Raw genomic sequence first — 26,490 nt, forward strand, 5'->3', positions numbered from 1 at the left:
TCGACATGACGCTACGCATCGGACGCCGCGCCTACGCGGAGATGTTCGGCCCGACCACCGGCGACCGCGTGCGTCTCGCCGATACCGACCTGCTGATCGAAGTGGAACGCGACTTCACCACCTACGGCGAAGAAGTGAAATTCGGCGGCGGCAAGGTGATCCGCGACGGCATGGGCCAGTCGCAACGCGTGCATGCCGACGTGGTGGATACCGTCGTGACGAACGCGCTGATCCTCGATCACTGGGGCATCGTGAAGGCGGATATCGGCATCAAGAACGGGCGCGTGTTTGCGATCGGCAAGGCGGGCAATCCGGATATCCAGCCGGGCGTGACGATAGCGATCGGCGCGGCGACCGAGGTGATTGCAGGCGAAGGGATGATCGTGACGGCGGGGGGTATCGACTCGCATATTCACTTCATCAGCCCGCAGCAGATTGACGAAGCGCTAGCTTCAGGTATCACGACGATGCTAGGCGGCGGCACCGGCCCCGCGACCGGGACGAATGCAACGACCTGCACGCCGGGTCCGTGGCATCTTGAGCGCATGCTGCAAGCCGCCGACGGTTGGCCGGTGAATCTTGGGTTTCTCGGCAAGGGCAATGTGAGTTTGCCTGCTCCAGCGATCGAACAGATCAAGGCGGGCGCGATTGGGCTGAAGCTGCATGAGGACTGGGGCACGACGCCGGCTGCTATCGATAACTGTCTGTCCGTTGCCGACGATACCGACACGCAAGTCGCCATTCACACGGACACGCTGAACGAAGCGGGTTTTGTAGAGACCACAGTGGCCGCGTTCAAGGGCCGCACGATCCACACGTATCACACAGAAGGCGCAGGCGGCGGCCATGCACCCGACATCATCAAGGTTTGCGGCGAGTCGAATGTGCTGCCGTCGTCGACGAATCCTACGCGGCCGTACACCATCAACACGCTCGACGAACACCTCGACATGCTGATGGTCTGCCATCACCTCGATCCATCGATTGCGGAAGATATCGCGTTCGCCGAATCGCGGATTAGACGGGAGACGATTGCTGCCGAAGACATCCTTCATGACCTCGGCGCGTTGTCCATGCTGTCGTCCGATTCGCAGGCGATGGGCCGTGTCGGCGAGGTCGTCATGCGGACCTGGCAGACCGCGCACAAGATGAAAACGCAGCGTGGCGCGCTGCCCGAAGATTCATCGCGTAACGATAATTTCCGCGCGAAACGCTACGTCGCCAAGTACACGATCAACCCGGCGATTACGCACGGCATCGCGCATGAAGTGGGTTCGATCGAGCCGGGTAAATGGGCCGATCTCGTCTTCTGGGAACCGGCGTTCTTCGGCGTGAAGCCCGCAATGATCTTGAAAGGCGGCATGATCGCGGTCGCGCAGATGGGCGATCCGAACGCGTCGATCCCAACGCCGCAGCCGGTGCATTATCGCGAGATGTTTGCAACGCGCGGCGGTGCGCTGGGCAAGACCTCTCTGACGTTCGTCTCGCAGATGGCGCTGGATGACGGTATTGGCGAACGGTATGGATTGAAGAAGCAAGTGGTCGCGGTGAAGAACTGTCGGAACATATCGAAGGCCGACATGGTTCACAATGCGTACAGGCCGTCCATTACCGTCGATCCGGAAACGTATCAGGTTGTAGCCGACGGCCAGTTGCTCACCTGCGAGCCGGCAACCGTCTTGCCGATGGCGCAGCGCTACTTCCTATTCTGATTTCTGAGACTCTGATGCGCACGATCGACAAACGTATTGAAGCGAAACTTGCCGCACCGCTGATCAAACGCGCGCCTACGCTCACTCTTCCCTTCGATGACCGTTGCAAGAGCCGTCTGGCCGCTACGCTGGATAACGGTGAAGAAGTGGCGCTGGTGCTGCCGCGAGGCACGGTGCTGCGCGATGGCGACATGCTGGTCGCCGACGACGGTGGCCTGGTGCGCGTGATTGCAGCTCCGCAGGACGTGCTGGTTGTGCACGCCCACGATCCCATTACGCTGACGCGCGCCGCGTACCACTTGGGCAATCGCCACACGCCGGTCGAAGTGGCCGCGGGACAGTTGAAACTGGAAGCTGATCCGGTGCTGGAAGACATGCTGAAGCGTCTGGGCGCGCATGTGGATCACGTGACGGCGCCGTTCCAGCCGGAGACGGGCGCGTATGGCGGCGGTCACAAGCATGGGCATGACGAAACGTTTGTAGAGGACTACGCGCTCGCGCAAAAGGTCTTCGATGAACATCACGGGCACGCGCACGATCACGGACACGCGCACGGCGCAGGCCACGACCACGGCGACCATTCGCAGTGCAGCCACGAAGGCCACGATCACGATCACGACCACGGTCATGCGCATCGCTGAACTCACTGCCCTGCTTCATCTGGCGTCGCCGGCGTTGCCTATCGGCGCGTTCAGTTATTCGCAGGGTCTCGAGTCGGCGATAGAACATGGCTTGATCCACGATGGCGACAGCGCCCGCGAATGGATCGCAAGCGGACTAACCAATGTCCTCGCACGCGGCGAGTTACCGTTCCTCGCGCACCAGATGACCCGCTGGCGCGACCACGATGCAGCAGCACTCGCCGCTGCCGATGAAGAATTCCTTGCCAGCCGCGAGTCCTCGGAATTGCGCCGCGAGACACAGCAAATGGGCTGGTCGCTGGCGCAGTTGTGCACGCAGCTTGAATGGGGCGACGCGGCGCGCCTCGCGACTTTAAACACCATTAAACCGATCTCACAGCCCACGGCGTTCGCCTTCGCGGCCTACGCTCACGATGCCGCCACCGACGCCGCCCTCGCCGCCTACTCCTTTTCGTGGGTCGAAAACCAGGCCGCCGCGGCGTTGAAAGCCGTACCGCTGGGCCAGATCGCGGGGCAGCGGATCATCGTTGCGTTGCGCGTTGCCATCCATACCGCAGTAGAAAAAGCGCTCGACACATCGCCGGACGAAATCAACACCTTCGCGCCGCAACTCGGCATTCTCTCGGCGCGCCACGAATCGCAATATTCACGCTTGTTCCGCTCTTGAGAAACAATTAGGATAACCCCATGTTTCAAGGGGTTTGCGCGGCTGGGGTAATCTGGAAGCCGAGAGCAGTCGCGCGGCGCCTGAGGGCATCGATGCTGCGTTGACGCTGCTGTTCTTCGTAATGCTGCTGGCCCTGGTCGACGAAGGCTTCGCCCCGCGTGAGCATGAAGTACACCATGCGGGCGAGCTTATGGGCGACGGCGGTATTCGCACGCGGCTTGTCCATACGTGAGCACAACCGCCGATAAAACGCGCCCAGCGCCGAGTCGTTGCGCGACAGGCTCATCGCGGCCAGCTTGAGCGCCTGGCGCACCCGGTTGGTGGAACGCCGGGTGCGCGCACTAAGCACCTTGCCGCCGCTGACCTTGGTGCCAGGACACAGTCCCAGCCACGAACAGAAGTGCTTGACGTTGGCAAAGCGACTCAGGTCCGGGCCGATCTCCGAGAGTATCGTCATTACCGTGGTGACCGCCAGGCCGTTGATGCGCGTCAGGTCCACGCCCGCCCAGCGCGCCAGGGCCGTGCGTGCATCAAACTGCGGGGTGTTCTTGCCGCGCCGCTTGCCCGGCCCGCTGAGTTCGACCTCGTGGCAGCCCAGTGGCGCCAGTAACGCCTCGATCTTCGCGTCGCACTCGAGCACCCGCTGGGCCAGGCTGTCGACCATCGCCAGGGCCTGCCCGAGCACGAACAGGTGCTCCTCGCGCCAGTTGCCTGTCAGCGCCCGCTCGATGTCGCGCTCGCTGGCCTTGACGCGGCCGTTGCGATGCCGGGCCAGCACTTTGGGGTCACGCTCGCCGGCCACAATCGCCCGCACGATCGCCTGCCCGGTCATGCCCATCACGTCGGTGAGCACCTCGGTCAGTTGCAGGTTCATCTGCACCAGCGCCTTCTGCATGCGCTGCACCCAGTCGGCCTGTTCGGTGAGCAGCACCTCGCGCTGACGGACCACCGCGCGCACCACGCAGACCTCATCGCCCGGGCGCCAGGCCGCGCGCAGCAACCCCAGGCTCATGAGCTTCTGCAGCCATTGGCAGTCCTGCACGTCACTCTTGCGTCCCGGTACGTACTTCATCTGCCGCGCGTCGACCAGCCACACCACCAGTCCGCGCCGCTCTAGCACCTCGTAGACCGGGATCCAGTAGACCCCGGTCGACTCTAGTGCCACGGTGTCGACCCCGCACGAGAGCAGCCAGTCGGCCATCGCGTTCAGGTCATCGGTCATCGCCCCGAATTCACGCACCGGCTCGTCATCTGCCTGTCGGGGCACCGCTACCCAGTGGCTCGAGCCGCCCACATCGATCCCCGCTGCGTTCGGGAACACCTCGTCTTCTTCTCGCTTGCGCATCGCCATCGCCTGCTCCAGAATCGTGAGTGAACGGCAGCGCCATGGGAATCGTCGAAATTGACTCGATCTCTTGAACGGGATGCGGCTTGCGCCGCTCACCACTGTCGCCGACGAATCCCGGACCATGCTCTTAAGCGGGCTCACTCCACGGCGTGCATGCCGCGAGCGCGCACCATTGGTCTGCCGGTCATCGCAGCGCTGCCGTTCACCGGTATACCTCATCTCCGTTTCTCCGCCAACGCCGAGCCCGGCACGGGCTTGAAATGCTCTTAAGAAAACATGAACGCACCCGTCTATTCCGCCGCTGCCCGCCGCTCCAAGAAACTGCCGCCCTTGCGCGTGGGTGTGGGAGGTCCGGTCGGCTCGGGCAAGACCACGCTGCTCGAAATGCTCTGCAAGGCGATGCGCGATAAATACGACCTCGTCGCAATCACCAACGACATCTACACTAAAGAGGATCAGCGCCTGCTGACGGTCGCGGGCGCGCTGCCTGCCGAGCGCATCATGGGCGTGGAAACGGGCGGCTGCCCGCACACGGCGATCCGCGAAGACGCGTCCATCAACCTGGAAGCCGTCGACCAGATGATCGAGCGCTTCCCGGACGCGGATATTGTGTTCATCGAATCGGGTGGGGACAATCTCGCGGCGACCTTCAGCCCGGAATTGTCGGACCTGACCATTTACGTGATCGATGTCGCCGGCGGCGAAAAAATTCCGCGCAAGGGCGGCCCGGGCATCACGAAGTCCGACCTGCTGATCATCAACAAGATTGACCTTGCCCCGTATGTAGGCGCAAATCTCGACATTATGGCGTCCGATGCGAGGAAGATGCGCGGAGAACGGCCATTTGTCATGTGCAACCTGAAGGCACTGGAAGGGCTCGACGACGTGGTTCGCTTCATCGAAAAGAAAGGTCTGCTCGCGGTCTGAGTGCAGGTTTGCGGGCTTGGGAGGAACTGTTCTCAGCCGATCGAGTGCGATAGCATGTCGCCTTGCACTTTTTTACGGCCATAGGCCCGCTTTCGGAGACCTCTGATCGACAGCCCCGACACGCTCCTCACTCGCGACGCCCCCGTGCGGTTGAACCCGTTGCCCGCAGCGTCCTCGACACCCATGGCGCAATCATCGAAGCGCATCGCCGTGCTGTTCCACATCGCGGATTTCAACGACGGCGGTATCGAATCGTCGTTGATGCAATGGCTGCGGATCTATGACCGCGCCCGCTTCACGGTGACGCTGTCCGTAATGTTTTCGTCCCCTGCGTTCGAACAGCGCTTTCGCGCGCAGGTTCCCGCGGATGTCGGCGTCGAAATTCTCACCGACAAACCCTGGCTCAACCTGTTGCAGGCACGTCGCTACGCGCGTCGGCTGAGCAAGCTCGGCCGTGTCGGCCGCGACGTCTTCAACACGCTCGCCGTGCGCCCGTATGTGAAGACGCGCGTGGCCGCGCTGGCGCGGCGTCACGACATCATCATCGACTTCGACATGTCGCTGCGCCGCCTGGCTGGCCGCTTCGGCGTGGCGTGGCTCGGCGTGAACCATTTCAGCTTCGATGCACGGCTGGGCGGCCGGCCCCGCAAGATGAAACGGATGCTCGCGCAATATGGGCGCTACGACGGCATTGCCGCGCTGAATCAGCAGATGGCCGATGAAGCGAGCGAGCTGTTCAATGGCCATCTGCACAACGTGTTTGTGCTGCCGAATGCGATCGATATTGACCGGATTCGCGAGAATGGCGCGCATGTGGAACCTGCGCCGTGTCCCGGGCCATATATCGTTTCAGTGGCGCGGCTCGACGAAATCCAAAAGGATCATCGGACCTTGCTGCGAGCTTACGCACAGCTTGTCAGGACGCGTGATGACGGTGGGTTGCTGGAAGACCTGGTGATTGTCGGCGACGGTGGTTTTCGCCGCGAGCTGGAAGCGCTGGCGGTCGAGTTGGGCGTTGGCGAACGCGTGCATTTCACGGGGTATCGGAACAATCCGCACGCGGTCGTGGCGCACGCGAGCGCGTTGGTGCTCAGCTCGCGTTACGAAGGCATGCCCATGGTGTTGCTCGAGGCGCTGGCGCTTGGCAAGCCGGTGATTTCAACCGATTGCCCGACGGGGCCGCGCGAGATCCTGGACGATGGCCGGTTCGGGATGCTGGTTCCTATCGGCGATGTGGACGCCATGGCAGGGGCAATGTCGCGGTTGTTGTCGGACCATGCGGTGCGTGATGGCTTTACGCGTGGAGCGCTGGAACGGGCCCGGGCTTATGGCGTGGAGGCGAGCAATGAGAGGTTCGTTGCTTGCGTGACGCGGATTTTGCAGGAACGCGGTTAGGCCATCGGCCCTGATCGCCCTCGCCGCCAGCAGGCAGACGGCGCGAACGTCCGACTCACTGGTCCTCTGCCTGCGTGCGCAACAGCGTCCCCAACACCGCCACTGTTCTCGCCGTCGCTCCGCGATGCTTCGCCGCAAACGCCGACGCCGCTGCGCTCATGGCAAGCCGGCGGGGTTTATCGGTGAAAATCTCGCGCAGACCGCGCGCCAACGCCGCCGGATCGCTCACGCGCAACGCCGCACCTTCCGCGATCGCGTCGTTCGTCGCTTGCGTGAAATTGAAGGTGTGCGGGCCAATCAGCACCGGCACGCCGGCCGCACACGCCTCGATCAGGTTCTGTCCGCCTAACGGCAGCAAACTCCCGCCGATAAACGCCAGATCCGACGCCGCGTAATACGCGCTCAGCTCGCCCATCGAATCGCCGAGCAGCACGTTGACGTTCGCAGGCAATGCCGGCGCGGCATCGATTCCCGATCCCGCTGCCGCCGCCCGTCCGGCCCAGGCGGAACGCCGCACATAGGACTGCGCGGCGGCATCGATCAACATGGCCACTTCATCGAACCGCTGCGGATGGCGCGGCACGAGGATCAGCAACGCATCGGGTATACGGTTGCGCAAGGTCGTGAACGCCTGCAACACCAGCGCTTCCTCGCCCTCACGCGTGCTTGCCGCCACCCAAACCGGGCGATCCCCGATCGCCGCGCGCCACGCATGGCCGCGCGCATAGAGTTCGGGCGGCGCGGCCATATCGAACTTCAGGTTGCCGAGCACCGCGACGTTGCGCGCGCCCAGCGCGCTCAAGCGGTCCGCGTCGGACTGTGTCTGCGCCAGCACGCGCGTAAACCCACCGAAGACTTCGCGCGTTGCATTGCCGAACTTCGCCGCGCGCTTGAACGAGCGCGCCGACATCCGCGCGTTGGTCAGCACCAGCGGGATATCGGCCCGTTTGCATTCATCGATGAGCGTCGGCCACACTTCCGTTTCCATCACGATGCCCAGCGACGGCCGCCACGCGCGCAAGAACCGCCGCACGAGCGACGGCGAATCGTAGGGAAGATAACTGCGCGAAATACGATCGCCGTATAGCTGCACACCGGTCGCGCGGCCGCTCGGCGTCATGTGCGTCAGCAGGATGCGGGCATCGGGATGGGCTTGCTGCAGCGCTTCGATCAGCGGCTGCGCCGCGCGCGTCTCCCCAACGGATACGGCATGCACCCAGATCAACGGCGCGAGGTCGTCGGCACGGCGGGCGGGACCAAAGCCAAACCGTTCGCCGATATGTTCGCGATACCCACGCTCCCGCCGCGAGCGGATCAGAAGTCGCAGCACCGCGAGCGGCGCGACGAGCCACCATAAGGCGCGATACACGAGCCTTAGCATCGGCCGCCCTCGCGGCGAACGCTCGACAGCAACGGCAACGATCGCTCAGCGGATCGCTCAGCGCGCGCGTAAAAACTCAGGCAAAGGCCCGAACCCACGCAACGCCCCGCCCGGGCTGCGGCGCTCAAACCAGCGCCCTGCCTTTCAGGCGTTGCAGGATTCCGAGCGGCGCGCAGTCGGGCTGTGCCATGGCACTGACGGGGAGAAAGAAGGTTTGCTCGAGCATGTACTGGCCGGACATAACGGCGTGCGAGGTTTGATCGGAGAAACACACCCACAGGCAACCGGGCGGAAACGGCATTTCCTGCTGCGGCGATTTCGTTTGATAGTCGATATCGGCCTTCATTGCGTCGTGCAAATGGAGCATCAGATGGTCGTATTCGCTGCGCGGCGTCTTGGTGATGTGCAGAAGATTCATGAGCCACGCCGAGCCGGGAACCGGGGCTTTGATGGCGGGCAGGAAGCGTTTTGCCATGTCCTCGAACGGCTCGCCGACGCGCCACACACGCGGTGCGCCATCCGGATTGACGTTGGTGAACACGCGCAGGATGCGCTCGCCATAATTCGGCCGCGACGGAAACGCATCGACGTGAAGGCGGCTGTCGTCCTTGCGCCACGACGTCTCGCGCGTTTCCACGCGATGCAGCCGCAGACTGGTCGGCGCGACCCGCAATTTGCCGCGATATTCAGGGAACAGCCCGTCGACCAGCGAGCGCGCGTTCGCCTGATAGCGCGCGATCAACGCGCGTACAGCGGTTTGCGTGACGGCGTCGCCGAGTACGCCTACGAGCGGGCCGCCGTTGGGCGCGAGGCTGATGTTCTTGCGCTCCGGATCAGCGATCTTCGGGTCGAGCAGCGCCCGTTCGCCGCCTTCTATGGCAAACGCCAGATGCGGGAAATACAGGACCTTGCCGTGCTCGACGCCGTCCAGCAACGCCTCGCGCGGCACGGAAAGCTGCTGAGCCTGCCAGTCGGCGGAGGCAACTTCAATAATTTGAGATTCGGTCATGTGCCTTCGATTTGTTTGGATAAACGAGTGGGCGGCCCCGATTATCGTCAATCGGCTTCAATCGGCTTCAATCGATCTCGATTGGCTTCGATTGACGCATCGGGGAAACATCGCGCCCGGCGAGCGCGGTGCATTTTCGCTCAAACCGGCGGCAAAATCCGCCGCGCGAAAGGCCCGCAGTTGACGGACCTCAAACCGCCGAGTTTCGCCTGGTTTCGCCTGGTTTCGATAATCGCGCCGCCGGTTTATCCCGGCAATTGTGCCGGTTCTTCGAACCGAAGCCGCTTCCTCACCTCACGTACCGCCCGCTACCCTATCCGATACCGATATCAATGCTGTTGCGCCTCATGCATCAAAGCAGTCCGAAGCTTGCAAGGGTCGCTTTGACTTGCTGCAGCGTCGGATGCTGGCTCGCGCTGCCGAGATTCACTACGCGCGGCGACCAGTAACCGCCGGTGCGCCAGGCGGTCGAGAAATTGTACAACTCGACGGTCGGCCGCTTCAGGGCTGCCGCAATGTGCACGAGTCCCGTGTCCACGCCTACCGTTGCTGCCGCGCCGTCGATCAGGCCGACCACTGCCGGCAGCGAGAGTTTCGGCGGCACGACGGCCGCTGCGCCGAACTGTTTCGCCAGTTTGTCGCTCGTTTCGCGTTCGGCCTCGCTGCCCCACGGAAGCACGATTGATACTCCGCGCCGGATCAGGGTCTGGCCGAGTTCGATCCAGGCGGTCTCGGGCCATTGTTTATCGGCGCGAGACGTGGCGTGGACGAACACCACGTATGGCACCGGCAGGTTCAGCCCTTCCTGCGATAACGCCAGCGCGGCGCGACGGGTATCGATGCCGAATTCGATCGCATCCGTTGCTTCGGGGCGCGGATCGCCGAGAGCGGCTGCTACCAGTTGCCGGGTGCGCTCGACCACGTGCGTGCGTGGTTCGATGGGGACGCGTTTGTCGTAGAAGAAACGGACGGGCCATTCGTAGCCGGCGCCGTCGGTGCGGTTGCCTAGGCCGACCAGGGTGCCGCGCGCCCAGCTTGCTACCCATGCGGTTTTGATGAGCCCTTGGCAGTCGATGACGAGGTCGTATTTTTCTGCGGCGAGAGCTTGGCGGAAGCGTTGGATTTCGCGCCAGTTATCGAGGGAAAGGAGGCGTTTGCGCCAGCGCCGCAATGAGAACGGGATAGCGCGGCGTACGCCATCGACGAGTTCGACGAGATCCGCGAAGCTCTCTTCGACTAGCCAGTCGATCTGGGCATCGGGGTGGAGACGACGGATATCGGCGATGGCCGGCATGTTATGGACGACGTCGCCTAGGGACGACACCCGGACAATCAGGATCTTTTGCACGCTGGATACGGTGGGCGCCGTCGGATTGGACGACGCGTGGACAATTTTTGAGATGCGCCCGGAGTTTACCGCTGGCGCTTGAGATTTGGGGGTTTTTACGCTGGCGCTCGGGGTTCGGTTTGTGCTCGTGCTTGGGGTTTTTGGGGGTTCCGGGGCTGGTGGTCGGAGTTGATGCCCGGTTGCCAGGTTCTGGGGTTAGCGGTTCTGAGTCAATGCCGGGTTGCCAGGTTCCAGGGTTAGCGGTCTGAGTCAATGCCGGGTTGCTGCTTTCGGCCTTAGTGGTCTGCTTGAGTCGGATTTTCTCTTTATCACTGTTAGCCACTGTGCGTGGCGGCACGTCATTTCTTTGTCCAAAGCGACAAAGAAACGAAGCAAAGAAAACGCTTTCAAAACGCGGGCTTATAAGTGTCCACAGCGTGCAGTTTTCATACATGGGTACCCCGAAAGCACGGTGCTCGCCAGAGCCACGGATGTGTGAACCCCTCCTTCTCCGAACACGGATACCCACACGCTTCGCCACCAGTGACTGAACCTGCCCAAGGGACACCCCGCGCTATCCGCGTAAAACCACCCGCCGAATTTGTACACACGACGAACCACGCAGCCAACCCACCATAAAACCAAGCTGCAGAATGCATGAGGCCATACCCACGAAGGAAACCGTGCAGGCCGGGCAATCAACCCACCAAAACCGAAGCTGCAAATATGGGTCCGGCCGTGTGGCCCACTAAGATATCAGAGCACGCCGCTCAGTTAACCCACCACTAAATGAAGCTGTAAATACGCGTGAGGCCATACGAATACGCGTGAGACCGTGCGGATCCTTTGGTGACTCGTGCTTGCCCGATAGCGTTAGGGGCGAAGCGTGTTCGTGTAAGGATTCGCGAGAAGGAGGGGTTCAAACATCCGTGGCTCTGGCGAGCACCGTGCTTTTGGGGCACCTATGAATAGAAACTGCACGCTGTGGACACTTAGGGTAGCGTGGTTTGAAAGCGTTTTCTTTGCTTCGTTTCTTTGTCGCTTTGGACAAAGAAATGACGTGCCGCCACGCACAGTGGCTAACAGTGATAAAGAAAACATCCAACTCACGCAGACCGCTAAGGTCGAAAGCAGCAACCCGGCATAGACTCGGACCGCTAACCCCGGAACCTGGCAACCCGGCATAAACTCCGACCGCTAACCCCGGAACCTGGCAACCGGGCATCCCCCGACCACCAGCCCCGAAAAACCCCACCCCAACCCCGAGTGCGAACGAAAATCAGAATGGCAGCACGGCGTCAGCCTTCTCCGCCAAGATCACCCGGCGAAAATCTTCCTGAATCCGCTTGAGCGCTTCCTCGCTGTCAGCTTCAAACCGCATAACCACCACCGGCGTGGTATTCGACGACCGCGCGAGCCCAAAACCATCCGGATACTCCACTCGCAATCCATCAATAGTCAGCACATCGTCGGCACCCGTGAACTTCGCGTTCTTCTGCATCTTCGCGATCAGCTCAAAATTCTCACCCTCATTCAACTTCAACTGCAACTCAGGCGTAGACAGCGAATTCGGCAAATCATTGAGCAGCTTGCTCGGATCAGCCACCCGCGACAGGATTTCAAGCATCCGCGCGCCGGTATAAAGACCATCGTCGAAACCGTACCAGCGATCCTTGAAAAACACATGACCGCTCATCTCACCCGCCAAAGGCGCACCCGTTTCCCGCAGCTTGGCCTTGACCAGCGAATGACCCGTCTTCCACATCACCGGCTCGCCGCCCTGGTCACGAACCCACTTAGCCAGATTACGCGTGCATTTCACGTCATAAATGATCTGACCGCCCTTGTTACGCGACAACACTTCCTGCGCAAACAACATCAACTGACGATCCGGATAAATGATCTGGCCATCCTTCGTGACAACACCCAGACGGTCACCATCGCCATCGAAGGCAAAACCGATTTCCGCATCCGTCTCCTTCAACGCCCTGATCACGTCCTGCAGGTTTTCCGGATGCGCCGGATCGGGATGGTGATTCGGGAACGTCCCGTCAATGTCCGTGAACAGCTCAACCAGCTCGCAACCCAACGCCTTGAACAAACGCGGCGCAAGTTCGCCAGCCACGCCGTTACCCGCATCGATCACGATCTTCATCGGACGCACAGGCTTGATGTCGCTGACAATCCGGTCAAGGTAGACCTGCTGGATATCGTATTCGGTGTACGTGCCCGCACCGCTCGTGAAATCGTCATTCACAATGCGCTGATACAACGCCTGGATCTGGTCGCCATAAATCGCGGCGCCACGCAGCACCATCTTGAAGCCGTTGTAGTCGGGCGGATTGTGGCTCCCCGTCACCACAATGCACGAATCCACTCGTCGCTCGCCCTCAGGCAACGCAAGCGGCACGCTCGCGCCGAAATAACCCACGGGCGTTGGCACCATGCCAAGGTCGACCACGTCCACGCCGGCTTCACGCAAGCCGTCTGCAAGCGCGCCAACAAGCTCCGGACCCGACAAACGGCCGTCACGGGCCACGACGACCGAGTCGCCACCTTGAGCTCGGATCTCGCTGCCGAATGCGCGGCCAATGCTGCGCGCGACGCCGGTATCGACGGTCTTGCCCACGATCCCGCGAATGTCGTAAGCCTTGAAAATGGACTGGGTAACTGGTACTTGCGGTGACTGGCTCATGGAATGGCTACCTGACTAATAATTTAAATGGTTCCGGGGCATCCCGAAGCGTCCCGGGTCACGAAGACCCCTTGATACAGACCTGCGGCCAACAATAAAAACCTGACTTGGCCAACGCACGAACGGCCAGAAACAATACCGGACGAATCGCTAAAAAATAACGAAAGAAATTCGTATCGCGTGGCCTCGAACCCGCTGACACCCCTTCGGAGTTCCCTCAGCGTGTTTCGACCACACGTCAACCACGCGGTTGCGCGCACTGTTCGCACCTATAATCGCAGTCTTTCCGCGCGGACCTGCGCAAATATTCTAATCCAATGCCCGGACGCTTTTTCACCGCGAAGTACAAACGTCACATCGAATGGCGGAAAACCGCACGGTGGTTGACGGCTCCCGACGGGGTACCCGCACGGCTTGCAGCAAGTCCGGGCGGCTCTTTTACCGCAATCGCCATGCCTATGGCTACTAAAGCCACTAAAACAGGCGCCGCCCGCGGATGCTGAAACGGATCAAAAACCCCGACGTTACCAAGGCGCTGGCGAACATCGTCTGGCTCGGTCTCGAACGCCTCACGCAGATCGCGGTCGCCATTGCCATCAGCGGGCTGCTCGCGCGCTACTTCGGCCCGGATGTCTTCGGCAAATGGCAGTACGCGAACACGTTGCTGCTCGTGCTCTCGCCCATCACCTGGGTGTGCGGCGCCGAAATTCTCGTGCCAACCATCGTGAATCGCCCGCCAGGCCAGCTCGGCACGGTGCTCGGCAGCGCATTCGTGTTGCGCATGGGCGTATCGGCCGCAGCGCTCGTCCTCACATGGATCGGCATTGCCGCGGGGTTCACCGATCCACTCGTCGGCGCCATGCTCGCCGGCCTCGCCGTGACCATGCTGTTCCGCGAGCCGTTCGTCGGCGTGATCAACGCGTGGCTGCAAAGCATGACGTACAGCAAACCGCAATTGCTGACCAGCATGCTCACGGCGGCGGCCAAAGCCGCGCTCGTGTACGTGCTCGTGCGCGCAGCGGCAAGCCCGGCGCACTTCGGCTGGCTGTGGGCGCTGGAGGCGGCTGTCATCGGCGGGGTATTGATGCTGTATTACATGCATCGACACTGCGGCAAGCTCGGCTGGCACATCGACCGCTCGCTGTTCCGCCATTTCGCCAGCGCGGGAACGGTGTTCTGGCTCGGCCTCATTTGTATGTACCTGTTCCTGAAGCTCGACCGGCTCATGCTCGAGCGCCACATCTCGTTCGCTGATCTCGGCCGTTATTCCGCCGCGCAACAACTCAACGAAAACTGGATCACGCTTGCATTGATGCTCGCGCAGACGATCGCGCCGGCGTTCGTGTACCGAGTGCACGATGCAGTCCAACTGAAGCGCAACGTCGGGCGGCTGATCGCCATGACGGCTGTGCTGATGATCGGCGGCGCGATCGTGCTGGACCTGCTCGCGGGTTTCATCATCTCGCGCGTGTTCGGACCGGCTTATACCGAATCCATCAGCATTTTCCGCTGGGCGGTATGGCTCTCGGTGCCGGCTGGTATTGAAGCGATCGGGAATCTCGTCGTACTTAAATACCAGGCGAAATTCGTGTTGCTCGCGAAGTGGCTGCTGGCGCTGGCGGTGGCTTTCGGGGTGAACCTGATCGCGATTCCGCGCATGGGCAGCTACGGCGCGCTGATCGGGCTGGCGGCGGGGTATCTCGCGGCGGCATCGGTCAATTTCTACTACATCCGCTTCAGGCTGCGGGTATGACGGCCTACTCACCCAACACGCCCATGCCATCTCCTACGCTCGACGACGTCACCGTGCTGATCCCGGTGTTCAACGCCCAGCACGGCCTGGACCGCACGCTCGCATCGTTCTGCGAGCGTGCGCCAGTGCGCGTGCTGATCGTCGATGACGGCAGCCTTCCGCCCATCGTCGCGCCAGCGGTTGCGAACCTCGCGATCGAGGTGCTGCGGATGCCGCGCAATGGCGGTATCGAGCTTGCGTTGCAAACGGGCGTGGCCGCGCTGGCGGAACGCGGCGTCAAGTACGCCGCCCGAATTGATGCGGGCGATCTGGCGACGCCGTCTCGGCTGGAAAAGCAGCGCGCTTATATGGAAGCACATCCGAAAACGGCGGCGCTCGGGATGTGGACGCACATGGTGAGCACGGAGGGCGCGCCGCTGTTCGACCTTCGCCCGCCCACTGAGCCAGCGGCGATTCGCCGCGTCATGCTGCTGCGCTCCTGCTTCTCCCATCCAACGATGATGCTGCGCGTCACCCCCGTGATGGAAGCCGGCAACTACCGCGCGGAGTATCGCGCGGCTGAGGACCTCGATCTGTTCCTGCGCCTGATGCAACGCCACGACTGCGCGAATCTGCCGGAGTTCGGCGTGTATTACGAACTCAACGAGCAAGGCATCAGCGCGACGAAACGCCGTACCCAAACGCTGTCCACGCTGCGGCTGCAACTGAAATACATGCGCCTGACAAACCTGCCCGACTGGCTCGGCGTGGCGAAAAGCATCGCGCATCTGACGCTGCCTTACGGCGCTCTGCGGGCGTTGAAAACGCGCTTGTTTCGCGCGTGATGCGAGACTTCGATGCAAGCCCTTGCTTCATGCCCCGAATTTAAAGCCCGCCATCCAGCGCCTGACATTTTCGTATCTCCGTATCTGTATCTGATAACCACCATCGAATGAACGCAGAGAAATCCCGCCTTCGCATTGCCCTCGTCTGCAACACCGCCTGGGCGATCTACACCTACCGGCGCGGCTTGCTGCGGATGCTGATCGAACGCGGCGTCGAAGTCTCGGTGATCGCGCCGCGCGACCGGACTTTCGCGCCGCTCGAAGAAATGGGCTGCCGATGCGTCGAGCTGCCGGTAGCGTCGAAAAGCACCGATCCCCGCCATGACCTCCAGACCCTGGCCGCGCTGTATCGCGAATACCGCGCCACTCAGCCTCACATGGTGTTTCACTACACGATCAAACCGAACATCTACGGGTCGATCGCGGCGAAACTCGCCGGCGTGCCGTCCATAGCGGTCACCACGGGGCTGGGTTATGTGTTCATCCAGAAGAGCCGGACGGCGAGTGTCGCGAAGCGGCTTTACCGTTTTGCGTTCCGGTTTCCGCGCGAAGTGTGGTTTCTGAATCAGGACGACCGGCAGGCGTTCATTGACCAGAACCTGCTGGCTCATCCGGCGCGCGCGCGTCTGCTGCACGGCGAAGGCGTCGATCTCGACGACTACGCTTTTCAGCCGCTACCGCGCGCCAACCCGCAGACGGAAGGCTTTTTTTTCATTTTAATTGGCCGTCTGCTGTGGGATAAAGGCGTCGCGGAATACGTCGATGCAGCCCGCCGGCTGCGCCAGAAGTATCCGTATGCGCGGTTCCAGTTGCTCGGGCCCGTGGGCGTCGACAACCCCAGCGCCATCACGCTCGATGAAATGCAGGCCTGGCAGCGCGAAGGGGTCATCGATTATCTCGGCGAGGCGCAAGATGTCCGTGCGTTTATCGGCAATGCGGATTGCGTGGTGCTGCCGTCGTATCGTGAAGGCGTGCCGCGGACCTTGATGGAGGCGTCGGCAATGGGACGCCCGATTGTCGCCACCGATGTCCCCGGCTGCCGCGAAGTCGTCGAAAACGGCGTAACGGGCCTGCTGTGCGAAGTAAAAAGCGCCGATAGTCTTGAGCGGCAGATGGAACAAATGCTTTTGCTGGGCTACGCGGCGCGCGTTGAAATGGGCATGGCGGGCCGCGCCAAAGTCGTGCGCGAATTCGACGAAAATGCGGTCGTCGAGCGTTATAAAGGCACAATACGCGCGGTTACCGGCGTTTCACTCTAATTCACCCTCCGGGAGCGTTATTCATGACTGGTCACACAAACGCGAAGGGCACGATCCTCGTTACGGGCGGCGCCGGTTTTATCGGCTCGCATACTTGCGTCGAATTGCTTGATGCTGGTTACGGCGTTGTCGTGATCGACAGCCTCGTGAACAGCAACGCGGAATCGCTGAAACGCGTGGAGCAGATTACGGGCAAGAAGCTGGCATTCTACGAAGCCGATGTCCGCGATGAAACCGCCCTCGCCCGCATTTTCGATGAACACGCCATCACCGGCGCCATCCATTTTGCCGCGTTCAAATCGGTCGGTGAATCGGTGGCGAAACCGATCGAGTATTACCGCAACAACATGGACAGCCTGCTCGTGCTGCTCGACACCATGCGCGCGCGTGATGTGAAGAAAATCGTCTTCAGCTCGTCAGCAACGGTGTATGGCGTGCCGAAGAGCGTGCCTATCGACGAAACGTTTCCGCTGTCGGCAACGAACCCCTACGGGCAATCAAAGCTCATCGCCGAGCAGGTTTTGCGCGACCTGGAAATCTCCGATGCCGCGTGGCGCATCGCTACGTTGCGTTACTTCAATCCGGTAGGCGCGCATGAAAGCGGCTTGATCGGTGAAGATCCGGCGGGCGTGCCGAACAACCTGATGCCGTATGTGGCGCAAGTGGCGGTGGGCAAGCTGGAACGCCTGCGTATTTTCGGCAGCGACTACGCGACCCATGACGGCACCGGCGTGCGCGATTACATTCATGTGGTCGATCTCGCGCGTGGTCACATCAAGGCGCTCGATGCCCTGGAAGCGCTCGACAGCAGTTTTGTCGTGAATCTGGGCACGGGCCAGGGGTATAGCGTGCTGGATGTGGTCAAGGCGTTCGAGGCGGCGTCGGGCAAGCCTGTGCCGTATGAACTCGTCGGCCGCCGTCCGGGTGATATTGCCGAATGTTTCGCCGATCCGGCCGCCGCTGCGAAGCTGCTCGGCTGGCAAGCGGAACATGGTATTGAGCGGATGTGCGCCGATCACTGGCGCTGGCAGTCGCAGAACCCAAGGGGTTTTGCCTGACGTTTTGGTTCAGGCGTCGCCTGGTTTTGGTTCAGGCACCGCCTGACGCGTTCTTTTTAGTGGTTATTTTTCATGCTCAGTTTTGCGCTCGGCTTTCTCGTTTCGCTATTCATCACGCTGTTGATCGTGCGGTTTGCCCATTTGCACGAAGGCCTTTCCGGCGATAGCGATTTTGCCGGCGTGCAAAAGTTTCACGCGCGGTCCGTGCCTCGCGTCGGCGGGATTGGCATCCTGGTCGGGCTCATCGTCTCGGCCGTGCAGCTTCGATGGACCTATCCGGTTGTATCGAGCGGAATCCTCGCCATTGTTGCTTGCGGGATGCCGGCGTTTTTCTCAGGACTCGTCGAGGACCTGACCAAGCGGGTGACGCCGGTCATTCGCCTGGTGTGTACGATGGCTGCGGCCGCGCTCGCCTATTTCCTGCTGGGGATCGCGGTCACGCGCATCAGCGTTCCGCCGCTGGACTTCTTGCTGACCTACGGCGTTATCTCGTGTCTCGTGACCGTGGTGGCGGTGGCGGCTTTGGCCAACGCGATCAATATCATCGACGGCTTCAACGGGCTCGCGTCCATGGTCGCGTTCATGATGTTTGCGTCGCTCGCGTACGTGGCGTTCCAGGTTCACGACCCGGTGGTGTTATCCGCGTCACTGATCATGATGGGCGCGGTAATGGGCTTTTTCATCTGGAATTTCCCCGCCGGGCTGATCTTTCTCGGCGATGGCGGCGCGTATTTCATCGGCTTCATGCTCGCCGAACTGTCCATCATGCTCGTGATGCGCAATCGCGATGTGTCAGCGTGGTTCCCGGTGCTGCTGTTCATGTACCCGATCTTCGAGACGTGTTTCTCGATCTATCGGAAGAAGTTTATTCGCGGGATCTCGCCCGGCATTCCCGATGGCGTGCATCTGCATATGCTGGTTTATAAGCGCCTCATGCGATGGGCCGTTGGTGCGCAGAACGCGCGCGAAATCACGCGGCGCAACTCGCTGACTTCGCCGTATCTGTGGCTGCTATGCCTCGTTGCCGTGATTCCCGCCACGCTGTTCTGGCGGCACACGCTGCATCTGTTCTGCTTTGTCGTGGTGTTTGCGGTCACCTACGTGTGGCTGTACGTCAGCATCGTCCGGTTTAAATCACCGCGGTGGATGGTGTTTCGGCGGACTCATCCGGTGAAGAAATAACGGCTCCCGCGCCGGCAGTTTCCCTTGCCGGCGCGTTTCTTCTTTTAGCTCGATGCAAACGCCAGCAAGTCGGCGTTCACCTTGTCCGCCTCGACCACGCACATGCCATGCGCGCCGCCCGGATACACCTTAAGCGTCGCATTCTTGACGATCTTCGCCGACAGTCTTCCAGCGGCATCAATGGGGACGATCTGGTCGTCGTCGCCGTGCAGGATCAGGGTCGGTACATCGAACCTTTTCAGGTCTTCCGTGTAATCGACCTCTGAAAATTCCCTGATACACGCGTACTGCCCGAGTATTCCGCCTAACATTCCCTGCGCCCAGAACGTATCGATTACGCCCTGCGACTTCTTGGCGTTATCGCGGTTGTAACCGAAGAACGGTACTGCCAGATCCTTGTAGAACTGCGAGCGGTCTCCCGCCACGCCTGCGCGGATTCCGTCGAATACGTCTTTCGGCAAGCCACCCGGGTTCGCTTCCGTCTTCAACATCAACGGCGGCACCGCGCCGATCAACACGGCCTTCGATACGCGCCCGGTCCCGTGACGCCCGATATAACGCGCGACCTCGCCGCCGCCCGTGGAATGACCCACCAGCATGGCGTCCTTCACGTCCAGTGCGTCGAGCACCGCGGCCAGATCGTCGGCGTAGGTGTCCATGTCGTTGCCCTGGCCCGGCTGGCCGGAACGCCCATGTCCGCGCCGGTCATGCGCGATGACCCGGTAGCCCTTCTGGACCATGAATAGCATTTGCGAATCCCACGCGTCCGCGTCTAGCGGCCACCCATGCGAAAACACCACTGTTTTGCCCGAACCCCAGTCCTTGTAGAAGATCTCTGTACCGTCCTTCGTCTTGATCGTGTCCATCGAACGTACTCCTTAAGGTGAGATAACGCGCTACGTGCGCCGCCTGCTGTCCATTCATCGCCTTCGGCGCGGGCGTGACGCGTGGGGTTGGCGAAGGTTTACCGCGCCTCCGCCTGCGAATCTACGCCCTGACTCTGCTCCCTTCATGCGACATCTTGATGTTGTCCTCAAGCTCGATTGATCGCAGGAAACGGTAAGGCCGATTGACCGGAAGCCGGTCTGAAATACAGGCGTTCGTACAGGGTAGGCGACGAAAGCCGCGTCGCAAAGAATTGGCTGAAATCGTCTGACCACCGGCATGTGGCATTCCGTCGGCAAATTGCGATCCTCACCGCTTTACTGCATTTTTCCGCCGGCTCAAGCCCACTTTCATATACGCAGCGGTCCGCGGAACTCCTCCGGGAAAACGCGAATTAATCAATCGCGCTCGTGAGGCCGCTTTAGTTCGCCGCAAAGCCAATGCTATAGAACTTATTACCCATGTTTACCTGAAGACTATTGAAAATTCCTGTTTTTTACTCATTCAGAAGGCCAAATCCGGCCGAAGCAAGGATTGCCCTATTAGTACAATTGCTTATGTCTGAACACATCCTATTGCAACTATCCGGTCCCTTAACTATGGTGATAGACAAGGCTCGGCTAGGTAACATTATGAAAAGTAACATCATATATTTTTCTCCGTTTTATCCCTTACTCGTAAAAACCAGGCTACGACGATTAAGTGTCTTCTTGGCAGCGCGGCCAAGAGACTATTGAAATTCGTCTATAAAAAAAAGCAAACGATAAACAGCGCAAATAAACCAGATTGGAGACCCAGAATGAGCTCTCATACCGGCAGCACAATTACCGGTTCACCCAGCTTTTTTTCTAAAGAAGCGACTATCGCGAAGCCCGGATTTTCGCGCTGGATGGTGCCACCCGCCGCGCTCGCCGTGCATCTGTGCATAGGCCAGGCTTACGCGTTTTCCGTCTTCAACGCGCCACTCACGCGGGTAATCGGGATCACGCAATCCGCTCCGGACGACTGGTCGCTAACCACGCTCGGCTGGATCTTTTCGCTGGCCATCGTGTTTCTCGGGTTGTCAGCGGCGTTCGCTGGCAAGTGGCTGGAGAAGGTCGGACCGCGACGCACCATGTTCACGGCGGCTTGCTGCTTCGGCGGGGGTTTCCTGGTGGCTGCGCTTGGCGTGCATCTGCATCAGATCGTGCTGGTCTATCTCGGCTACGGCGTAATTGGCGGGATTGGACTTGGGCTAGGGTATGTCTCGCCGGTGTCCACGCTGATCCGCTGGTTTCCCGACCGGCGCGGCATGGCGACCGGCATGGCGATCATGGGCTTTGGCGGCGGTGCGATGATCGCGGCTCCCGCCTCGGTCGCACTGATGAACCACTTCAAAAGCGCAACCAGCAACGGTGTGACCGAAACCTTCGTGGTGCTGGGCATTGTCTATTTCATCTCGATGACGATCGGTGCGCTCGCCATCCGTGTCCCGCGTCCGAACTGGACGCCAGCGGGCTGGACACCGCCGGTGGCCAACGGCAACAAGATGATCACGCGCAATCATGTGCATATTGATCAGGCGTTGAAGACGCCGCAGTTCTACCTGATCTGGCTCGTGCTGTTCCTCAACGTGACGGCCGGGATTGGTGTGCTGGGCCAAGCGTCGGTGATGATCCAGGAGAGCTTCAAGGCATCGATCACGGCTGGTGCCGCGGCCGGTTTCGTCGGACTGCTTTCGCTCTTCAACATGGGCGGGCGTTTCGTGTGGGCATCGGCGTCGGACTGGATCGGACGCAAGAACACCTACTTCGTGTTCTTCGCGCTCGGTGCGGTGTTGTATTGGCTGGTGCCGCAATTTGCGCAGAGCGGCAACGTTGCGCTCTTCGTGCTCTCGTATTGCGTGATCCTGTCCATGTACGGTGGCGGATTTGCGACCGTCCCCGCCTATCTCGCCGATATGTTCGGCACGAAATTCGTGGGCGGCATTCATGGACGCCTGCTGACCGCGTGGGCTGCGGCGGGAATCGCAGGGCCGGTGCTGGTGAACTACATTCGCGCGTATGAAGTGGCGCATGGCGTGGTGAAAGCGGAGGCCTACACCACGACCTTGCACATCATGGCGGGACTGCTGGTGATCGGCTTTATCTGCAACCTGCTGGTGAAGCACGTGCACGAGAAACATCACATGAGCGCGTCCGCACTTGCAGCAGACTGAATCCACTGAACCTACTCTAGCGCGGAGAATGCGATGAACACCAACACCAACCTGAACCGCGAGCTGGACGCGCATCCGACCAACAAGCTGCTGCTCGGCGTGTTCTGGATCTATGCAATCGTGCCGCTCGCATGGGGCGTGATCAACACGCTGCTCCAGGCGACCAAGCTGTTTCATTGAAGCTGAAGATTCAACGTCTGAAAAACAGAAACGCCGGCTCGAATGAACAGCCGGCGTTTTTGTTATCGCGCTTAAATCTTCGCCCGCCCTTCAACTCAAGCCGGCGCACCCGCCAAGGCGCCCGTCACCTGCCGCGCGACTGCGAGGTAACGCTCGGCGGTATCGGCCAGCGTAAGACCGCCTAGCGGCCTTTGCGCCCGCCCTTCACTCAACGCGGTCACCAGCACGCGTGCATAGGTCGAGGTGTCCTCGGGATCCAGCAGATGCACAGCCGGAAAATCCGCCGCGAAGCTGAACGGCCGGATGTCGCTGGCGACAATCGGCACGCCCGACGCCAGCGCTTCCAGGAACGCGATGCTATGACCTTCAGAGCGCGACGGCATCGCGAACACACTGGCCTTGAAGAGGATGTCAGAGACGTCGGAACGCGGCCCTTCAACCGTGACCCGCTGCTCGAGCCCAAGCTTCGCCACGAGATCCTTTACGGCCGTGAAATACGCCGGATCTTCGACCACACCGACCAGCAGCAATCGCGCAAGCGGCACCTGCTGCACCACCTCCTTGAACGCATGCACCGTCTGCAACTGGTTCTTCACCGACGTATAACGCCCGATCTGCACAATCTGCGCATGGTCATTGGCGAGATTCGCATCCAGCCCGGGCGAGAAGCGCGCCATGTCCACGCCGTTTGGAATGAGCTGCATCGACGGATGCCGGCCGACGGCGGCCACATAGTCGTCGAGATTCGCCGGCGATACCCCGATCACCGCCCGCGCCCGCCGCGACAACACTCGCTCGATGCGCCGGAACAGACCGCGCTCGAAGTCGTTGGTCGCGGAATGCATCACGTACACCACGGGCGCTGATATGGGCAGTGCGCGCACGTAGAAAGCGGGAATGGTCGCGTGGGCAAACACCACGTCCGGGCGATAGTGTTGTACTGCCTGGTACAAATGCCACAGCTTGCCTAGCGTGCCGTGGAATCCACGGGGAAACATGCACTCCACGCCGTTGGCATCGAGTTCCTGGCGCAGCGTGACGAAGTCGTCGTGTTGCGGTCGCAGCGACGTTATGCCCACGACTTCACCGCTTCTCTGCTGATGAATCGCGAGATCCTTGGCCAGCACTTCTGCCCCGGAAAGGCGGGGGGCAAGAACAAGATGAAGGATGCGCATCACGCCTCCCTGGCAATTCGGAACAGCATCCAGCCGGCGGCCGCACCAAGGCCGACTGTCATCGCCCAGGCAATGCCGGTGACGCCCCACAAGTGCGTGGCGACCGGCACCGTGACCAGCAGCACCACGGCCTGGATGATGGACGCGTGCGTGGCGACCTTCGGCAAGCCCACCGCACGCAGATACGATACCAACACGGCGATCACTGCACCAATAGCCATGTTGACCACGAAGATCCTGAACAGCGGCACAGCGGGCAGCCACGCGGTTCCCAGCACGATCTGGAACAGCGGTTCGGCGGCGAAGCGCAGGATGATCACCAACACCACGAGGCCGGCCGCGATCAGCGCAAGATAACGGCGGAACAGCCGCGCGGCGAAATCCGCATCCTTGCGGTGATGCGCGGAGAACGTCGGAAACAGGTATTGCGACATCGCAATGGCGGCATCGGCAAGCAGCATCTGGGCGAGCTTCGAGGACATCTGGTACGCGCCCAATTGAGCCGGCCCGAGCAGTTTCGCCACGATCACCTTGTCGAACTGATTCAGCAGCAGGTTCACCACGCTGCCCGCCCAGATCCAGCGGCTGAAATTAACGTAATGTCCAATGCCCTTCCACGACAGCCGCAGCGGTGGCCGCGGCGACATGGTGGTCCAGGTCAGAACCGTCTTCAGTGATTCACCCGCCACCATGCCGAGCAGCACCGAATAAGCGCCTGCTCCGCCAAGCGCGAAGCCCAGGCCGATCGCGCAATCGAGGAAAGCCGACGACATCTCCACGCCCGCGATACGCATGAACCCGCGCTCGCGCGTGACGATGTAATACGCTGGCGACGCCACGCCCCGAATCAGCGGCAACAGCGCCGCGAGTTGCAGCAACAGCAGCGAGCCGCCAAGATGAAACTGCTGGTTCATCAGCGGCGAGGCGCAGACAATCAGCAGCGCGATCAACGCCCCGCGCGAGGCCAGCGTGGTCCACACGGCGCCAAGCTGTAATCGGTTCGGCGTTTCCCGGCCCTGCACCACCGCTTGCGCGAGACCCGTGTCGCTGAGTGACTCGGCAATCGCCACGGCCAGCAACGCCACGCTCACGCTGCCGATCGCGGCGGGCCCGAGAATCCGGCCGATCGCCAGGAACTTGACCGCGACGAAGCCCCGCACCACGATTTGTTGCAACAAGACCCAGATGGCGGCGTCCTGGTCGAAACGCACGCTCGCGGTTGAAAATGGTAATCGAACTGCTCTCACAGACATTCCTCGCGTCGGGTCGATTTTTTGTAATTTGAGCGTGGCAAACGGATTGCCCGCGAGACTTGACTTTGCATTAACGATGTTTGTCCAAGGTTTCCGCAAAGGTAACGTGGCGCGCCCTGTGCTGTGCGCCATCTCGTAGTTGATATCGGCCCTCGTGTGTGCTGGCTCACTGTCTTTTTTCGCCAGAGGAATACCCTGACTTTGGCGGTTGCATCGCGCGCGGCAATGCTAGTGTTGACGTTATCCACTGATGTTTGGTCCGGCGTGCCTGACTCGCGTCCTGCCCGCTGCAACCGCCGGGAGCGGACGTTCTGCGCATAGCCGCCCTGTACCACGCCTTTTTGTACGCTTTCAAAAAAACAATGACTATGGCCAATGACACGCTCGACACCGTTCTGATCGTCGAACCGAATTTCACGGGGCATCGCTGGCGTTATGCCGAGTGGGCCGCGGCGGCTTACATGGAAGCGGGGTATCGGTGCGTAATAGTGACCGACCCCGCCAACGCGGCGCATTCGCTCGCCGTGCGCATTGCCCGGGAAAACCGGCCCGAATTGCAGATCCAGTTCGTTGAGCCGCTTGTCCATGGCAGCAGCGGCTTGGCGAAGGTCAGTTATGTACGGTTTTTCCGCGATTTCAAGCATGCGTTCGACACCGCCAGCCGCAACCGGAAGGTCGCGCTGGTGGTTGTCCCTTACGTCGATTATTTCTTTTACTCGCTGCCGCTCACGGGTTCGCCGTTTGGCGCAACGCCGTGGGTGGGCATTACGATGCGGGCCAATTTTCATCATGCCAAGGTGGGCGTGAAGGCCCCGCGCGAGCCGTTGATCAATGCGATCAAGGCGCAATTATTCCTGCGCGCCATTCGTGCGCCGGGGTTAAAAACATTGCTGACCATCGACCCCACGTTGACCGAGTGGTTTGCGCGCACGGGTCGCGCGGGTCACCAGGCGGGCCGTAGCGCGGCCGTTCAGTATCTCGCCGACCCATTCCCGGACGCGAAGGCTACGGAGCCACTGGCGGCCCGTCAGCGCCTGGGGCTTGGCGCTGGGCGGCACGTGCTTGTCTATGGCGCAATCACTGAGCGCAAGGGCATTCAGGAGCTGGTCACAGCGCTTGCGCAGCGGGGGAACTCTGACCCGCTGACGCTCGTTGTCGCAGGGGCTCAGGACGATGAGACTCGCGCGTTCTTTTCTTCAGCGGGTGCGTTATCACCTGCCCCGGTTTTCATGGACCGGTTCATTACCGCCGAGGAAGAACTCGACCTGTTTTCCGCGTGCGATGTGGTCTGGCTTGGCTATAAAGGGCACTACGGCATGAGCGGCGTACTGGTCCAGGCTTACAGATTCGGCAAGCCCGTGGTGGCCACGGCCGATGGCTTGATTGGATGGTTTTGCCGGACCGGCGAGTTGGGACCGGTGGTCGATGATTTATCGGTTACATCAATTAACCGCGCTTTCGACAAGGTGTTCGAGGCACGGCCGGCAGGAGGAGTAGCGGGGTCGCATTTGTTGGAACGCAATACGTTAAGCCACTTCAAACAGACGCTGCGGCAGGCGATTATTTGAAGCGTCGAGCACGGCTAGTTCGCTGGCACTTTTAGTCAGCAAACCAAGCGACTA

At 61.0% G+C, this 26,490-nt stretch carries 21 protein-coding genes; 13 read left to right on the plus strand and 8 right to left on the minus strand.

Features of this window, described 5'->3' with window-relative positions; genetic code table 11:
- Nucleotides 1–5 precede the first annotated feature (5 nt).
- Genes ureC through SBC1_RS13570 form a run of 3 tightly spaced genes read left to right on the plus strand, consistent with a single transcriptional unit; the run spans nucleotide 6 to nucleotide 3,020 of the window.
- Nucleotides 6–1,712 carry an urease subunit alpha gene (gene ureC / locus SBC1_RS13560; protein ID WP_165988071.1) on the plus strand — a complete coding sequence of 569 codons (1,707 nt, stop codon included), beginning with the start codon at nucleotides 6–8 and terminating at the stop codon, nucleotides 1,710–1,712.
- A 14-nt stretch (nucleotides 1,713–1,726) separates the two neighbouring features.
- Complete coding sequence (ureE, locus tag SBC1_RS13565) at nucleotides 1,727–2,353, plus strand: urease accessory protein UreE (RefSeq protein WP_165988073.1); 627 nt, start codon at nucleotides 1,727–1,729, stop codon at nucleotides 2,351–2,353.
- Nucleotides 2,340–3,020: an urease accessory protein UreF gene (locus SBC1_RS13570; RefSeq protein ID WP_165988859.1), complete on the plus strand. Its 681-nt coding sequence runs from the start codon at nucleotides 2,340–2,342 to the stop codon at nucleotides 3,018–3,020. The genes ureE and SBC1_RS13570 overlap by 14 nt, the downstream gene beginning before the upstream one ends.
- Nucleotides 3,021–3,045: 25 nt before the next feature.
- On the opposite strand, the gene SBC1_RS13575 is transcribed toward SBC1_RS13570, so the two are convergent.
- Nucleotides 3,046–4,371, minus strand: coding sequence for an IS110 family transposase (locus SBC1_RS13575; protein ID WP_165092324.1), 1,326 nt, complete (start codon nucleotides 4,369–4,371; stop codon nucleotides 3,046–3,048).
- A gap of 273 nt (nucleotides 4,372–4,644) precedes the next feature.
- Here SBC1_RS13575 and ureG point away from each other — a divergent pair, with 273 nt between their 5' ends.
- Together ureG and SBC1_RS13585 are read left to right on the plus strand one after the other, a co-directional pair.
- The gene (gene ureG, locus SBC1_RS13580; RefSeq protein ID WP_165092325.1) at nucleotides 4,645–5,295 is read left to right on the plus strand and encodes an urease accessory protein UreG; all 651 of its coding nucleotides are present in this window, start codon (nucleotides 4,645–4,647) and stop codon (nucleotides 5,293–5,295) included.
- Nucleotides 5,296–5,478: 183 nt separating this feature from the next.
- The gene (locus SBC1_RS13585; RefSeq protein ID WP_165988075.1) at nucleotides 5,479–6,690 is read left to right on the plus strand and encodes a glycosyltransferase; all 1,212 of its coding nucleotides are present in this window, start codon (nucleotides 5,479–5,481) and stop codon (nucleotides 6,688–6,690) included.
- Between the two features lie 55 nt (nucleotides 6,691–6,745).
- On the opposite strand, the gene waaA is transcribed toward SBC1_RS13585, so the two are convergent.
- From waaA to SBC1_RS13605, 4 genes are all read right to left on the minus strand, one after another.
- A complete protein-coding gene (gene waaA / locus SBC1_RS13590) occupies nucleotides 6,746–8,071 on the minus strand; it encodes a lipid IV(A) 3-deoxy-D-manno-octulosonic acid transferase (protein ID WP_165092327.1) in 1,326 nt (441 codons plus the stop codon).
- 124 nt (nucleotides 8,072–8,195) lie between these two features.
- Nucleotides 8,196–9,080 (minus strand): Kdo hydroxylase family protein, encoded by an 885-nt coding sequence (locus tag SBC1_RS13595; RefSeq protein ID WP_165988077.1) that lies wholly within the window; start codon nucleotides 9,078–9,080, stop codon nucleotides 8,196–8,198.
- 352 nt (nucleotides 9,081–9,432) lie between these two features.
- A complete protein-coding gene (gene waaC, locus SBC1_RS13600; RefSeq protein ID WP_371826756.1) occupies nucleotides 9,433–10,374 on the minus strand; it encodes a lipopolysaccharide heptosyltransferase I in 942 nt (313 codons plus the stop codon).
- 1,312 nt (nucleotides 10,375–11,686) lie between these two features.
- A complete protein-coding gene (locus tag SBC1_RS13605) occupies nucleotides 11,687–13,102 on the minus strand; it encodes a phosphomannomutase/phosphoglucomutase (RefSeq protein WP_165092330.1) in 1,416 nt (471 codons plus the stop codon).
- 496 nt (nucleotides 13,103–13,598) lie between these two features.
- Between SBC1_RS13605 and SBC1_RS13610 the strand changes: the two genes are divergently transcribed.
- The 5 genes from SBC1_RS13610 (at nucleotide 13,599) to SBC1_RS13630 (ending at nucleotide 19,178) form a co-directional block, all read left to right on the plus strand.
- Nucleotides 13,599–14,855, plus strand: a complete 1,257-nt coding sequence (locus tag SBC1_RS13610; RefSeq protein WP_165988080.1) for an oligosaccharide flippase family protein — start codon at nucleotides 13,599–13,601, stop codon at nucleotides 14,853–14,855.
- Complete coding sequence (locus SBC1_RS13615) at nucleotides 14,852–15,679, plus strand: glycosyltransferase (protein WP_165988082.1); 828 nt, start codon at nucleotides 14,852–14,854, stop codon at nucleotides 15,677–15,679. The genes SBC1_RS13610 and SBC1_RS13615 overlap by 4 nt, the downstream gene beginning before the upstream one ends.
- 107 nt (nucleotides 15,680–15,786) lie before the next feature.
- Nucleotides 15,787–16,938 carry a glycosyltransferase family 4 protein gene (locus tag SBC1_RS13620; RefSeq protein WP_165988084.1) on the plus strand — a complete coding sequence of 384 codons (1,152 nt, stop codon included), beginning with the start codon at nucleotides 15,787–15,789 and terminating at the stop codon, nucleotides 16,936–16,938.
- A gap of 23 nt (nucleotides 16,939–16,961) precedes the next feature.
- Nucleotides 16,962–17,996 (plus strand): UDP-glucose 4-epimerase GalE, encoded by a 1,035-nt coding sequence (galE, locus tag SBC1_RS13625; protein ID WP_165988085.1) that lies wholly within the window; start codon nucleotides 16,962–16,964, stop codon nucleotides 17,994–17,996.
- 72 nt (nucleotides 17,997–18,068) lie between these two features.
- Complete coding sequence (locus SBC1_RS13630; RefSeq protein ID WP_165988087.1) at nucleotides 18,069–19,178, plus strand: glycosyltransferase; 1,110 nt, start codon at nucleotides 18,069–18,071, stop codon at nucleotides 19,176–19,178.
- A 44-nt stretch (nucleotides 19,179–19,222) separates the two neighbouring features.
- Here the strand turns inward: SBC1_RS13630 and SBC1_RS13635 are convergent, their stop codons facing one another.
- Nucleotides 19,223–20,044 (minus strand): alpha/beta fold hydrolase, encoded by an 822-nt coding sequence (locus tag SBC1_RS13635; RefSeq protein ID WP_165988089.1) that lies wholly within the window; start codon nucleotides 20,042–20,044, stop codon nucleotides 19,223–19,225.
- Nucleotides 20,045–20,862: 818 nt separating this feature from the next.
- Between SBC1_RS13635 and SBC1_RS13640 the strand changes: the two genes are divergently transcribed.
- Together SBC1_RS13640 and SBC1_RS13645 are read left to right on the plus strand one after the other, a co-directional pair.
- Nucleotides 20,863–22,260 (plus strand): OFA family MFS transporter, encoded by a 1,398-nt coding sequence (locus SBC1_RS13640; protein ID WP_165988091.1) that lies wholly within the window; start codon nucleotides 20,863–20,865, stop codon nucleotides 22,258–22,260.
- 33 nt (nucleotides 22,261–22,293) lie between these two features.
- On the plus strand, nucleotides 22,294–22,440 hold the full coding sequence (locus SBC1_RS13645; RefSeq protein ID WP_165092338.1) for an oxalate:formate antiporter: 147 nt from the start codon (nucleotides 22,294–22,296) through the stop codon (nucleotides 22,438–22,440).
- A gap of 95 nt (nucleotides 22,441–22,535) precedes the next feature.
- On the opposite strand, the gene SBC1_RS13650 is transcribed toward SBC1_RS13645, so the two are convergent.
- Complete coding sequence (locus tag SBC1_RS13650; RefSeq protein WP_165988093.1) at nucleotides 22,536–23,615, minus strand: glycosyltransferase family 4 protein; 1,080 nt, start codon at nucleotides 23,613–23,615, stop codon at nucleotides 22,536–22,538.
- Nucleotides 23,615–24,862, minus strand: coding sequence for an oligosaccharide flippase family protein (locus SBC1_RS13655; protein ID WP_165988095.1), 1,248 nt, complete (start codon nucleotides 24,860–24,862; stop codon nucleotides 23,615–23,617). Before SBC1_RS13655 ends, SBC1_RS13650 begins: the two co-directional genes overlap by 1 nt.
- A gap of 368 nt (nucleotides 24,863–25,230) precedes the next feature.
- On the opposite strand from SBC1_RS13655, the gene SBC1_RS13660 reads away from it, so the two are divergent.
- Nucleotides 25,231–26,436, plus strand: coding sequence for a glycosyltransferase (locus tag SBC1_RS13660; protein WP_371826735.1), 1,206 nt, complete (start codon nucleotides 25,231–25,233; stop codon nucleotides 26,434–26,436).
- Nucleotides 26,437–26,490: the final 54 nt, after the last annotated feature.

Origin of the sequence: Caballeronia sp. SBC1, from assembly GCF_011493005.1 — a bacterium.
Taxonomy (GTDB): Bacteria; Pseudomonadota; Gammaproteobacteria; order Burkholderiales; family Burkholderiaceae; genus Caballeronia.

Bases quoted from the DNA above. Each gene is read 5' to 3' on its own strand.
- SBC1_RS13645 (WP_165092338.1), top strand. From the start codon at position 22,294: ATGAACACCAACACCAACCTGAACCGCGAGCTGGACGCGCATCCGACC.
- SBC1_RS13660 (WP_371826735.1), top strand. From the start codon at position 25,231: ATGACTATGGCCAATGACACGCTCGACACCGTTCTGATCGTCGAACCG.
- SBC1_RS13610 (WP_165988080.1), top strand. From the start codon at position 13,599: ATGCTGAAACGGATCAAAAACCCCGACGTTACCAAGGCGCTGGCGAAC.
- SBC1_RS13570 (WP_165988859.1), top strand. From the start codon at position 2,340: ATGCGCATCGCTGAACTCACTGCCCTGCTTCATCTGGCGTCGCCGGCG.
- ureC (WP_165988071.1), top strand. From the start codon at position 6: ATGACGCTACGCATCGGACGCCGCGCCTACGCGGAGATGTTCGGCCCG.
- SBC1_RS13650 (WP_165988093.1), bottom strand. From the start codon at position 23,615: ATGCGCATCCTTCATCTTGTTCTTGCCCCCCGCCTTTCCGGGGCAGAA.
- ureG (WP_165092325.1), top strand. From the start codon at position 4,645: ATGAACGCACCCGTCTATTCCGCCGCTGCCCGCCGCTCCAAGAAACTG.
- waaC (WP_371826756.1), bottom strand. From the start codon at position 10,374: ATGCCGGCCATCGCCGATATCCGTCGTCTCCACCCCGATGCCCAGATC.
- SBC1_RS13640 (WP_165988091.1), top strand. From the start codon at position 20,863: ATGAGCTCTCATACCGGCAGCACAATTACCGGTTCACCCAGCTTTTTT.
- SBC1_RS13635 (WP_165988089.1), bottom strand. From the start codon at position 20,044: ATGGACACGATCAAGACGAAGGACGGTACAGAGATCTTCTACAAGGAC.
- SBC1_RS13595 (WP_165988077.1), bottom strand. From the start codon at position 9,080: ATGACCGAATCTCAAATTATTGAAGTTGCCTCCGCCGACTGGCAGGCT.
- SBC1_RS13620 (WP_165988084.1), top strand. From the start codon at position 15,787: ATGAACGCAGAGAAATCCCGCCTTCGCATTGCCCTCGTCTGCAACACC.
- ureE (WP_165988073.1), top strand. From the start codon at position 1,727: ATGCGCACGATCGACAAACGTATTGAAGCGAAACTTGCCGCACCGCTG.
- SBC1_RS13615 (WP_165988082.1), top strand. From the start codon at position 14,852: ATGACGGCCTACTCACCCAACACGCCCATGCCATCTCCTACGCTCGAC.
- SBC1_RS13575 (WP_165092324.1), bottom strand. From the start codon at position 4,371: ATGGCGATGCGCAAGCGAGAAGAAGACGAGGTGTTCCCGAACGCAGCG.
- galE (WP_165988085.1), top strand. From the start codon at position 16,962: ATGACTGGTCACACAAACGCGAAGGGCACGATCCTCGTTACGGGCGGC.
- waaA (WP_165092327.1), bottom strand. From the start codon at position 8,071: ATGCTAAGGCTCGTGTATCGCGCCTTATGGTGGCTCGTCGCGCCGCTC.
- SBC1_RS13605 (WP_165092330.1), bottom strand. From the start codon at position 13,102: ATGAGCCAGTCACCGCAAGTACCAGTTACCCAGTCCATTTTCAAGGCT.
- SBC1_RS13630 (WP_165988087.1), top strand. From the start codon at position 18,069: ATGCTCAGTTTTGCGCTCGGCTTTCTCGTTTCGCTATTCATCACGCTG.
- SBC1_RS13585 (WP_165988075.1), top strand. From the start codon at position 5,479: ATGGCGCAATCATCGAAGCGCATCGCCGTGCTGTTCCACATCGCGGAT.